The organism is Lapillicoccus sp., from assembly GCF_025353065.1.
Classification (GTDB): Bacteria; Actinomycetota; Actinomycetes; order Actinomycetales; family Dermatophilaceae; genus Lapillicoccus.
Genome location: NZ_JANXRJ010000092.1, coordinates 1 through 11,848, shown reverse-complemented (window position 1 = coordinate 11,848; position 11,848 = coordinate 1). Strand labels below are relative to the sequence as shown.

Genomic DNA, 11,848 nt, shown 5'->3' with positions numbered 1-11,848 from the left:
ACCACTCGAGCTCACTGTCGCATCGCGCCGCGCACCACCGGCAGAAAGACGGAAGATGAACGCGCTGAGATGATCGTGATAACTGTCCAGCGAGACTTCGACGATGTCGCCGTCCACCGAATCGTCGCGGCGCGCCAGCTGCGACTGAATCCTGGCGGGCTCGCGGTCGTAGAGGCGCCAACCGACATAAATCGCATCGTCATCGATGAGAATTCGCACTTCGGTTTTTTCGGACGCCAGAGCGCCTTCATCAGGATCGTGTTGACGAAAATTCGTAACCGGAGGCGCCGCATCCCACGCCGCTTCGTCCATCTTGCCGTCGATCTGAATCGGACCGTTTCGCCGTGCGGCGACCGCGGTGGGCCAGTTCGTGCCGCTTGATCGCTTCGAGCTCGGAACGGCGCAACGCGTCGAGGCGCGGTACGACCTGAGATGCGGACAATGTGTCGTAGGCGGGGATGGCGAGTGGTTTCGTCGTGCGTGCGGCACGCGGTGTGCGCGGCTGTGGCGCGGTCACCACGACCTCAGCGGGATCGGTCAGCTCCCGGGCACCACGGTCGACCTGAGGATGTCGTGGTTGTCGGTCGCGCCGCCGGTGCCGGCGGTGAAGCCGACGTATGCCGTGGGCCCGAGGACCGACGAGACGTCCACCGTGAGCTTGGGGGTGGAGCCGATCGAGACCTCGAGGCTCCCCGCGTGGACGGCGACGGTGATGGTGACGGGCTGACCGCGCAGGGCCCGGATCTGCGTCGAGGTCGAGGTCCAGGAGAGGTTGTCGCCCTGGACGCCGGTCGCGACGCCGAGGAAGTTGGAGGACGGGTCGGTGCCGCCCTGATAGGTGTCGAGGGCGACGACGACGCCGTCCAGGCTGCTGTAGCCGAGGCCGCCGCCGGTGTCGCCGAGCGAGGTGGGGGAGCTGTCGGCCGGGTTGAGCAGCACGAACGTCATCCCGTCGGCGCCGCTGCCGCCGCCGATCTGGGCGGTGAAGGTCGCGGTCAGCCCGTTGGTGGCGACGGGGTTCTGGTAGATCGCCGAGCCGGCTTCGCTGCTACCGGTATCGGTCAGTCGCAGCGTGGAGCCGATGCTCTGCGTCGAACCGTTCAGCTGCCAGGTGGTGGCCGCCGGCAGGGCGGTGCTGCCCGTGCCGTTCAGCCTCTCCACCAGGCCGCCCTGCCCGTCGTCGGAGCTGATCAGATAGGTCGCGCTGGCCTGACCCGTGGCGACCGGGGCGAACGTGACACGTTGGTGCACCACGGCTCCGGGGGCGAGGGTCAGCCCCTCCGGGAGCGGTGTGTCGGTGGAGAACACGCCGGCAGGAGCCTTGGCCTTGGTGATCGTGAGCGGGATGTTGCCGCTGTTCCCGACGTCGAACGTCAGGGTCTTCGATGTGCCGATCGTCACGGCACCGAAGCGGGTGCTGGTCGGGGTCAGCGTGAGATGGCCCTGGCCGGAGATGGCGCTACCCGTCAGCGGCACGGTGACCGACCCGGTGGAGGAGCTCAACGTCAGTGCGCTCGCGTCGGAGGCGACGCTCTGCGGGTCGTAGCTGACGGAGACCGTGACGGTCTGCTGGGGCTTGAGCACGGTGCCGACCGGAGGGACCTGGGTCGCGGAGAACGGGGCGCTCGGCAGCCCGATCCCGGTCACCGTCGTGGCCTGCCGGCCGCTGTTCGAGATGTTCACCGACAGGCTCTTGGCCCCCGTCCCGAGAGCCACCTGACCGAAGTCCAGTGCGGCCGGGGTGACCAGCAGGCCGCGCTTGGTGCCGTAGCCACGCAGGTCGGCGCCATAGCTGCCGGCGTCGGTGGTGAAGGCCAGCGTGGACGTCGCGTCGCCCGCGCCGGTCGGGGCGAAGGTGACGGGGACGGTCAGGCTCTGGCCGGCGTGCAGCAGCATCGGCAGCGACGGCGGCTGCGCCGTGAACGCGCCGCTCCCGGTGGCCGACTGCACGGTCACGTCGCGGCTCGCGGTGACGGTCTCGGTCAGCGTCCTGGTCGAACCGGTGGCGATCCGGCCGAAGTCGAGGGGAGCAGTCGCCAGCGCCGGCGTCGCCGGGCGACCGAACGCGAGAAGGTGCGCGTCGCGGGTGCCGACGTACACCCGGGCGGAGTCGGTGGCGGTCATGGTGAACTTCGCCGCGGTGCCGATGGGGGAGGACCACAGCTGCTTGACGATCCCGCCGGACGGGACGGCCTGGTAGGCCCGGAGCTGTCCTCCGGAGCCGGTCGGCCCGGAGGAGTAGACGACCCACACGAGGGCCGACCCGGGAGTCGTCCCGTCGCTGGTGACGACCGGTGACCCCGAGGTGTAGCCGAAGGTGCCGGTACTGGTCCCGACCGAGGTCAACGTCGGGCCGCCGCGGCCGTTGACGCCGTAGGACAGCGCGCGGAGATAGCCCTGGTTCTCGACGGTGTAGACGTAGCCTCCCTCGCCACCGTAGACAGCAGGGTGCCCCCACACGCCGTTGAACGGGCCCACCATCGCCAGGACGCCATCGGTGCCGCCGGCCCCCTGCATCCGGCCACCGAGGTGGTCGCGGTCGAGGAGGAAGACCCGACCGTCCTTGCCCACCTGGACGATCAGCCGGGGGTGTGCGGTGGTGCCGAACTGCGCGTCGGGCAGTGCGACGGGTCCTCCGGAACCGAGGTCGGTGTCGTACTGGTCCAGCGTGGGCGCGTTGGCCGGTGCGAAGAAGCTCGCGGGTGTCAAGGACCCGTCCGCGCCCACCTGGAGCCGGATGACCGACTCCGCCAACGTGCCCGGCGGCTGGTCACCGGGTCCTGCGGGCGGGGAGATGCCGTTGCCTGTGGTGAGGAAGATGCGACCCGGACCGTCGGAGACCAGACCGCCGCCGGACTGCCAGATGCCGGCCTCCGACTGCGCGTCGGCCCCGCTGCCCGACTCGTCGGTCCACATCGTGGTCACGGCGTGGTTCTGGACGCTGACCCCGACGACGTAGCCGCGATAGGGCTGGATGTCGCAGTGCGCACCGAAGGCGGCGTAGACGACGCCATCCAGGAGCAGCAGGCCGGGCCGCTGCATGGCGGTGAAGGCCTCGAAGGGCAGGCCGGGCGTGTTGGCGGGGGTTCCGGCGATGGCCACCGGGTAGCCGGGGGCCTCGGTGCCGTCCACGGCCGAGACCGCCTCGAGGTACCAGTGGGGGTGTTGGGCGTCGGCACCGTCGGCGAGCTTCGTCGTCTGGAAGATCAGGCCGGTGGTGGAGTCGTAGACCGGCGTCGAGGTCGAGCCGAGGTCGGGGGTCAGGTCGCCGCAGCCGATGGACGCGGCCTGGAAGGGGGCGCCGTAGTGGCGGGTCCAGCGCAGCGCGCCGCTGACCTTGTCGAACGCGTAGATGCTGGCCTTCTCCGTGGTGACGACGACGTTCGGGCCGATCACCAGCGGCTGCCCGTAGATCGCGCCGTCCACCGAGGCGGAGAACAGCTGACCGAAGTCGCTGGAGCCGACGGCTGCGGGCGTCAGGCCGGCCTCGGCCGGATCCCATGCCGTCCGGAGGGAGTCGACGGACGCAGTGACCTCGTCGGCCCGGGCCGAGGAGGACGCGACCAGCCCGGTCAGCGACAGGAGGAGCACCAGAAACACGCAAGGGTGCCGGGGGCCGGGTCGGCCGCCCCGCCACCGTCCGGTCTTCAGCCGCATGAGACTCCCCAGGGCGACACGAGCGAGGTTGGTGGCGGCGACGGTATGGGAGAACCCTGGGAGCGGCCTGTGAGCTTGAGCGCGATGATCGTGACGCTCATCGGCAAAATATGTAATATATCGGTATGCCGATCCCGCAGGCCTCGCCATCGCTCGCCCGCAGTCTCCTGCGTGACGACGTCTACTCCCGGCTGCGTGACGCGATCGTCGACGGCACCTTCGCGCCGGGGGAGCAGCTGCGCGACCGCGACCTCGCCGACTGGCTCGGGGTGAGTCGCACGCCGGTGCGCGAGGCGCTGCTGCGCCTGCACGACGCCGGACTCGTGGCGTCCGCCCCCGGTCGGTCGACGACGGTGACACCGATCGACGTGTGCGCGACCAGGGACGCCCGGTCGGTCGTCGCCGCGATGCACGGCCTCGTGGTGCGGGCAGCCGTGCCGCTGCTGACCGCCGACGACCTCGAACGGATGCGGGCCGCCAACGCGCGGTTCTCCCGCGCCATCGACGTCGGCGACGCCGACCGTGCGCTGGCCGCTGACGACGAGCTGCACGGCATACCGGTGACGGCAGCGGGCAATGCTGCCGCGCGGGCTGTCCTGGACCAGTACATGCCCCTGTTGCGCCGAGTCGAGCTGGCTCGTTTCGCGTCCCTCGCGGGGCATCGATCGGTCGACCTGCACGCTGCGCTCATCGAGCGATGCGCCGCCGGTGACGCGCCCGGCGCTGCAGCGGTCTCGTTCGAGACCTGGGAGACCCTCGACCCCCTGCTCGCCACCTGAACCGAGGAAACCCATGCGTCTCAACGACTTCTCGCGATATCCTCTGACCTTCGGACCCAGCCCCGTGCACCCTCTGAACCGGCTCAGCGACCACCTCGGCGGCGCACGGGTCTGGGCGAAACGCGAGGACTGCAGCTCGGGTCTGGCCTTCGGTGGCAACAAGACCCGCAAGCTGGAGTACATCGTGCCGGACGCGCTCGCGAGCGGCGCCGACACCCTCGTCTCGATCGGCGGGTTCCAGTCCAACCACACGCGTCAGGTCGCGGCCGTCGCGGCGCACCTGGGGCTGAAGTGCCGCCTCGTCCAGGAGAGGTGGGTCGAGTGGGACGACCCGGGCAACGCCACGGTCGGCAACATCCTCCTGTCGCGGATCATGGGCGCGGACGTGCGCCTCGACCCCGCGGGGTTCGATATCGGCATCCGCAGCTCGTGGGAGGAGGCGATGCGGGAGGTTGAGGAGGCGGGGGGCACGCCCTACGGCATACCGGCCGGTGCGTCCGAGCACCCGCTCGGAGGGCTGGGATTCGCGGGCTGGGCCGTCGAGGTGGCTGAGCAGGAGCGCGCGCTGGGGGTCTTCTTCGACACCGTGGTCGTGTGCACCGTCACCGGCTCGACCCACGCGGGGATGATCGCGGGCTTCGCGGCCCTGCATGAGAGTGCGGCGGGGCGGCCCCGGCGCGTCCTCGGCATCGACGCGTCGGCCACCATCGAGCGGACCCGCGACCAGGTGACGCGGATCGCGCGGCACACGGCGGCCCTCATCGACGTCGGTCGCGATCTGCGCGACGACGAGATCACCGTGCTCGAGGGGTGGGCCGGCGACCGCTACGGCGTGCCGGTCGAGTCGACGGTCGAGGCCATCCGGCTCAGCGGCCGGCTCGAGGGCATGATCATCGACCCGGTCTACGAGGGGAAGTCGATGGCCGGGCTCGTCGACCTCGTGACCTCCGGCGAGATCCCCCGCGACTCCACGGTGCTCTACGCGCACCTCGGCGGGCAGCCGGCACTCAACGCGTATGCCGGGGTGTTCGCCTGACGCACCAACGGTGCCCGCCATGGTCTGATGGCCGGATGAACCTCCGGCACCGCCTCTTCTGTGCCTTCTTCGACGCGATGGGCTGGCTCAAGATCCAGAACATGTCGGCGGAGTCGTTGCCGAAGCACCGGCGACCGTTCACGCCCCTCTGGGCCGCGCGGATCGTGCAGGGGGCCGTGCCCGCCGGGGTCCGGATCCACGACGAGACGATCGAGGGGCCGACCGGGGCGCCGTTGCGGCTACGGTTCTACACGCCGAGCGGTGGCCGACGCGTGCGCCCGCTCGTGCTGAACATGCACGGCTGTGGCTGGGTGCTCGGCAACGTGGAGATGACCGAGTGGATGTGCGGGCTGGTCGCCGCAGGCTGTGACGCGATCGTCGTCTCCGTCGACTACCGTCTCGCCCCGGAGCATCCGGCGCCGGCGGCTCTCGACGACTGTCGAGAGGCGCTGCGACAGCTGCTCGCCGAGGCCGACGAACGCGGGCTCGACCCGCGGTGCTGGGCGGCGTTCGGGGACAGCGCCGGTGGCAACCTGTCGGCGCTGCTTGCCCTGCACCACCGCGACGCGCGCCGCGAGGCACGGGCGATGGGTGACGACGCCGCATACGCGACGCTGGGCGAGATGCGGGTCCATGGCCTGGTCTACCCGGTCACCGACCTGACCTTCAGCTCCCCGTCCTACCAGCGGAACGAGCACGCGCCGATCCTGACGGCGGCCGCGATGCACGCCTTCCGGGGCCACTACCTCGGGCCGGACTCACCCGGGGCGGACGACGCTTCCGTGAGCCCCCACTTCGCGGGGGACTTCACCGACCTGCCACCCGCTATCGTCACCACCGCCGGACGAGATCCGTTGTCGGACGAGGGGATTGCGTATGCCGCGCGCCTCGAGGCCGCCGGAGCGACCGTGCAGCTGGACCAGTTCCCGGATGTCCCGCACGGGTTCACCACCATGCGAGGGACCTCCTCTGCCGCGCAACCGGCGGGCGACCACATCGTCGCGTTCTTCCGTGAGCACCTGCTCCCCGACAGGCACCGAGCCCAGTCTCCCGACCGTCGGGGGTCGTGATCGTTCTCAGCTGGTCATGCCCGGCCGATCCTTCTCAGCCAGCGAGCGTCCAGAGCATCCGTGCCCGCTCCTTGGGGGTGGTTCCTCCCCAGACGCCGTAGGACTCGGGGACGGCCAGCGCGTGCTCGAGACAGGCCCGCGCCACGGGACAGCTGCTGCAGATCGCCTTCGCGAGGGCGTTGCGGTTCGGGCTCCGCTCCTCGCCCTGCTCGCGGTCCTCGAAGAAGAAGAACTCGGTGTCGTGCTCCCGGCAAGCCGCATTTTCCTGCCATTGCCACGAGTCCACCAGGGTGGGTGGGAGGTTGAGGTGCTGGGTCATGAGACTCTCCGTTCCATTGAGAACGGGGCTTCCGTTCCGACAAGGGCAAACTTACTCAAGAAATAACGCATTGCGCAAGATCTTGCGGAGGTTTAATTTTCGTGACACAGGTAACGTTGTCCGATGTCGGACGATCCGACGGGCGCGGACAACGGAGCGGAGCACGGTGGACGGGGCGAACGTGGGCGACGCGGGTAGCCCTGACGTCGCTGCTTCGGGGCGCCTGCTCACGGTGAGCGAGGTCGCCCTGCAGGTCGCTGTGCCGGCGTCGACGCTGCGCAGCTGGGACCAGCGTCACGACGTCGGGCCGACCTTCCGCACGCCCGGCAACCACCGGCGCTACAGCGAGAACGACGTCCACCGCGTCCTGCTCATGGCGCAGCTGACCGGGCAGGGACTCCCTGCGAGCGCGGCTGCCGAGGTGCTGCACGGCATGACGGACGCCGCGGTGCGGGCACGGGCCGAGCGGGCGGGTGTCGCCCGGAGCGACCTCCACCTCGTCCCCGACTCGTCCCGGGCGCCGGCCGAAGCGATCATCGCGGCCGCGTCCGCCGTCGACCCGGTCCTGATGACGCGCGTCATCAGGGGCGTGCTGCGGGGGCAGCCGCTGGACCAGTCCTGGACCGAGGTCTTCGTCCCCGCCCTCCACGAGATCGGCGACCTCTGGTCGCGCGGCGAGCTGGGGATCGAGTCGGAGCACCTCGTGAGCGAGGTCCTGGGCGCCGAGCTGCGTCAGGTCTCGCGCGGCGAGGCGATGCGTCAGACCGGGTCCCCGGTCATCCTCACCAGCGCCGACCGGGACTACCACCACCTGCCCCTGCTCGTCCTCGAGGCGGTGCTCTCCCAGCACGGCGTGCGCACGACGATGCTCGGCCCGAGCATGCCGTATGCGTCGATGGCCGCTGCCGTCGAACGCACCATGGCCCGCGAGGTGTTCCTCTGGGCGTCGCTGCCGAGGCCGCGCAGCGACGACCTGCGACCGCTCGCGACCCCGGGCCGGCCACCGATGACGGTCGTCGTCGGCGGGCCGGGATGGCCGGCCGAGCCAGCCCTTCCGCCGTCCACGGCCGTCGTCGTGAAGTATGCCGCCGACCTCCAGAGTGCGGTGTCGCTGCTGCTGGAGGCCCGCGAGCGCGACTGAGTCCGCCTCGTTCTCGGGCCGCTACTGTCGGCCCATGCCGCTCACCCTGGCCGAGGCCCGTGCGCGCTCGGCGGACCTCGACCAGGTCGCCTACAGCGTGGAGCTCGACCTGCGCGACCCGGAGCGGTTCCACAGCACCGTCACGGTGTGGTTCCGGTCCGAGTCCAGCGCCACGTTCCTCGACCTGGCCGGCGCGAGCGAGGTCGCGGTCACGGTCGACGGGGTAGCCGTCGACCGCCCGAACTACGACGGCGCGCGACTGGCGTTGGCGGGCCTGGCGTCGAGCCACCTGCACGAGGTGACCGTGACGGCCTTCCTGCCCTACGTGACCGATGGCGAGGGGATGCACACCTTCACCGACCCGGTCGACCAGGAGCGTTACGTCGGTGCCTACCTCGGCGTCGATCTCGCGCAGCGCGTGTTCGCGTCCTTCGACCAGCCGGACGTCAAGGCGACCGTCTCCCTGACGGTGATCGCGGAGCCCGGGTGGACGGTGCTGGCCAACGGGCGGCTGGTCGGCGTCACGAACGGCCGCTGGAGCTTCGCGACGACACAACCGATCCCGATCACGCAGTTCGTCGTCTGCGCCGGACGCTGGGCGTCGATCACCTGGGTCGACGAACGCCGCGAATTCGGTTGGCACGCGAGGCAGTCGCTCTCCTCCGCCCTCGATCGGGACTTCGCCGACCTGCGGCAGGTCACCACGTCGTGCTTCGCGCACTACGGGCGCCTCTTCACCGCTCCCTATGAGTTCGGCTCGTATCACCAGGTCTTCGTGCCCGGCCAGAACTGGGGAGCGCAGGAGACGCCGGGGTGCGTGATGTATCAGGACGAGCTGCTGCCTGAGACCATCGACCTCACCACCCGCCAGACGCGCGCGTCGACCATCGCCCACGAGATGGCGCACATGTGGTTCGGCAACCTGGCGACCATGCGCTGGTACGAGGACATCTGGCTGAACGAGTCCTTCGCCGACTACCTGGGCTACCGGGTCGCCAGCGAGGCCGCCGGGTATCCCCGTGCACCAGTCGATTTCGAGATCGCGCGAAAGCCTTTCGGGTATGTCGCAGACGGTCGCCGCTCCACCCATCCCGTCGCGGCCACCGCTGCCGACGTGCCCGACTCAGCGGCCGCCGCGAGCAACTTCGACGCGATCTCCTACGCCAAGGGCAACGCGCTGATCCGCCAGCTGGCGACCTGGCTCGGAGACGAGCAGTTCTTCGCCGGGGTCAACACCTACCTCGATCGCTATGCGTTCGCGAACGCCGGTCTCGACGACTTCGTCGACTGCCTGGCGGCCGCCGCGCCACACCACGACGTCGTCGGCTGGGCGCGATCCTGGCTGTCGACCACCGGCTTCGACACGATCGAGGTCACCGACACCGAGGCGGGACCTGTGGTGCGCCGGCTGGGCAGCCGGCGGCACACCATCTCCGTTGCCGCCTATGACGATTCGCTGGCCCTTGTGGACGTGCGGCAGATCGAGGTGGGTATCGACCCGGTCGTGTTGGCCGGTTGGCACGGTCACCTCATCCTGCCGAACGCGGGGGGCGAGACATACGCGCGCATCAGCCTGAGAACGCCGGACGACGACACGCTGCGGCGTCAGGTGTCGCGCGTGGTGGACCCCGTCCACCGGGCACAGATCTGGGCCAACGCCTTCGCCCGGCTGCACGCCGGTGAGCTGAGCCCAGGGGACTTCCTCGCCGGCGTCGAGGCGCAGCTGCCCCAGGAGAGCGAGCCGTCGGTCGTCCGGGCCGTCCTGCGGTGGGCACTGGGTCGCGGCCTCCAGGTCTGCCGGTCCGCCGAGGAGGTGCGGGCAGGGTTCGAGGCTGTCGCAACCGCCTGTCGTGGCCGGCTGAGCCGCTCGGCAGACCCGACCGACCCCGCCACGACCGCGTTCGTCGATGGCGCCGTCCGGACGTGCCGCGACCCCTCCGTGTTGCTCGGCTGGCACGAGCAGGGCCACCTCGACGGTGCGCCGTTGTCCGTGGAACAGCGCTGGGTCCTGATCTGGCGGATGGCCGAGCTCGGTGTGGGGACAACGGATCTCGTCGCAGCCAGCGCCTCGCCGGAGGACTCCGCCCAGGTGAGGGACTGGGCCGACAGGGCCCGTGCTGCGGTGCCCGACGCCGACGCGCAGAGGTCCGCGTGGGCGGCGGTCGAGGACGAAGGGGTCTCCAACCGGCGGCTGCGGGCCGTCCTCGACGGCCTGTGGTCCACCGGCCGGGGGACGCTGCCTGCCCAGCAGGTCGCGGCATACCTGACCGGCGCGCAGGCGCTCGCCATGCGCCGCGGTGCCGGTTTCGCCGCGCTGCTCGGCTCCTGCACCCCGGGCCTGGCCCTGTCCCCCGACCAGCTGCAGGCTCTCGCCGACGCGCTCGCCGGCGACCTGGAGCCGCGGCTGCGGAGGCAGTGGCAGGACTGGTACGACGACCTGACCGTCGCCGGGTGAGATCGGCAGAGTCTTCCGACGTCGGGTTGCGACTCGTTCGATTCGACCCAGCACCCTGAGTTGCGCGTTGTTTGCACAGGCGGGGAAAGTCGCCGCCGGCGCACGAGGAAAACCCGGTCGACCCCTGTCGGTGCCCTCTCTTAGAGTGGTGAGGCCATGGAGGACTTCCCGCCCCACATCGGGGCTTATGTCGACGCGTCCGCCGACGTGCCCGATACGCGCACCCCGACAGCGTTCATGGGTTCGCTCGTGCTCCAGCAGGGCCGGCTCGTCCTTGCCTCCCTGAGCGTCGCCCTGATCTGGACGATCCCGCAGGCCGTCGGTCCGTGGATCATCGGTCGGGCCATCGACTCCGGCATCGCGACCGGCCACCCCGGGGCGTCGGTGGGGTGGCTCGTGCTGCTGGGCGTCGTCACGGTCATCGGGGCGGCGAGCGGCATCGCCTACCACACGCTCGTCGTCCGGCAGTGGCTCGTCGCGCTCTACGGCACGACGATGCTCGTCACCCGCAAGACGCTGCAGCTCGGCCACGTGTCGTCGCGGCGGGTCCCCACGGGCGAGGTCCTGTCGGTCTCCGGCATCGACAGCGACCAGTTCGGGGCCTTCTTCGAGATCGGCTCGCGGGCCGTCAGCCAGCTCCTCGCCTATCTCGTGGTGGCCGGCATCGTGCTCGCCACGTCCGTGCGCGTCGGGGTGCTCGTGCTCCTCGCCGCCCCGCTGCTCGTGCTGCTCGGCGCCCCGCTGCTGCGGCCGATGCAGCGGTGGCAGCGGATCGAGCGCACCCGCTCGTCCGCGCTGACCTCGATGGCGACCGACATCGTGGCCGGGCTGCGCATCCTGCGGGGGATCGGGGGCGAGGAGACCTTCGGCGACGGGTATGCCCGTCAGTCCCAGCAGGTGCGGCGGGCCGGCGTGCGTGCCGGGTGGTGGCAGGCCGGCGTGGAAGCGCTCGGCGTCCTGCTGTCCGGCAGCTTCGTCGTCGCGCTCATGTGGGTGGGCACCCGCGAGGTCATCACGGGCAGTCTCACGGTCGGTCAGCTCGTCAGCTTCCTCGGCTACGGGCTGTTCCTCATCCAGCCGATGCGGACCTTCGTCGAGCTGGCCCAGAAGTGGACCCGCACCCTCGTCTCGGCCCGCAAGGCCATCACGGTGCTCGAGCAGCAGCCGCCGTGGCAGGAGCCGGCCCACCCGCGCTCGCTTCCCACCGACGCCGAGATCGTCGACGAGGAGTCGGGGCTGACCGTCGCGCCCGGTCGCCTGACGATGGTCGTGTGCGCCCAGCCCGAGAGGTCGGCCGCCGTCGCCGACCGCCTCGGGCGCTATCTGCCCGGCGAGGAGGACACCCAGGTGGGTGCCGAGATCCCCGAGGACCTCACCGGGCGGGCCGCGCG

Annotated in this window: 9 protein-coding genes; 6 read left to right on the top strand and 3 right to left on the bottom strand. The window is 70.7% G+C overall.

Features of this window, described 5'->3' with window-relative positions:
• Positions 1 to 312: hypothetical protein (locus Q0R63_RS07705; protein WP_295695975.1), on the bottom strand; the 312-nt coding region annotated here is incomplete at its 3' end.
• Positions 313 to 537: 225 nt separating this feature from the next.
• The gene (locus Q0R63_RS07700; RefSeq protein WP_295695973.1) at positions 538 to 3,600 is read right to left on the bottom strand and encodes a choice-of-anchor D domain-containing protein; all 3,063 of its coding nucleotides are present in this window, start codon (positions 3,598 to 3,600) and stop codon (positions 538 to 540) included.
• 182 nt (positions 3,601 to 3,782) lie between these two features.
• Here Q0R63_RS07700 and Q0R63_RS07695 point away from each other — a divergent pair, with 182 nt between their 5' ends.
• Genes Q0R63_RS07695 through Q0R63_RS07685 form a run of 3 tightly spaced genes read left to right on the top strand, consistent with a single transcriptional unit; the run spans position 3,783 to position 6,542 of the window.
• Positions 3,783 to 4,436: a GntR family transcriptional regulator gene (locus Q0R63_RS07695; protein WP_295695971.1), complete on the top strand. Its 654-nt coding sequence runs from the start codon at positions 3,783 to 3,785 to the stop codon at positions 4,434 to 4,436.
• A gap of 13 nt (positions 4,437 to 4,449) precedes the next feature.
• Positions 4,450 to 5,472: a 1-aminocyclopropane-1-carboxylate deaminase gene (locus Q0R63_RS07690; RefSeq protein WP_295695970.1), complete on the top strand. Its 1,023-nt coding sequence runs from the start codon at positions 4,450 to 4,452 to the stop codon at positions 5,470 to 5,472.
• 35 nt (positions 5,473 to 5,507) lie between these two features.
• Positions 5,508 to 6,542 carry an alpha/beta hydrolase gene (locus Q0R63_RS07685; protein WP_295695968.1) on the top strand — a complete coding sequence of 345 codons (1,035 nt, stop codon included), beginning with the start codon at positions 5,508 to 5,510 and terminating at the stop codon, positions 6,540 to 6,542.
• A 34-nt stretch (positions 6,543 to 6,576) separates the two neighbouring features.
• On the opposite strand, the gene Q0R63_RS07680 is transcribed toward Q0R63_RS07685, so the two are convergent.
• Complete coding sequence (locus tag Q0R63_RS07680; RefSeq protein ID WP_295695966.1) at positions 6,577 to 6,861, bottom strand: WhiB family transcriptional regulator; 285 nt, start codon at positions 6,859 to 6,861, stop codon at positions 6,577 to 6,579.
• 232 nt (positions 6,862 to 7,093) lie between these two features.
• On the opposite strand from Q0R63_RS07680, the gene Q0R63_RS07675 reads away from it, so the two are divergent.
• The 3 genes from Q0R63_RS07675 to Q0R63_RS07665 all read left to right on the top strand — a co-directional run.
• Complete coding sequence (locus Q0R63_RS07675) at positions 7,094 to 8,002, top strand: MerR family transcriptional regulator (protein ID WP_295695964.1); 909 nt, start codon at positions 7,094 to 7,096, stop codon at positions 8,000 to 8,002.
• 34 nt (positions 8,003 to 8,036) lie between these two features.
• Entirely contained in the window at positions 8,037 to 10,457 is a 2,421-nt protein-coding gene (locus Q0R63_RS07670) for a M1 family aminopeptidase (protein WP_295695962.1), read from the top strand.
• 156 nt (positions 10,458 to 10,613) lie between these two features.
• Positions 10,614 to 11,848: ABC transporter ATP-binding protein (locus tag Q0R63_RS07665; protein WP_295695960.1), on the top strand; the 1,235-nt coding region annotated here is incomplete at its 3' end.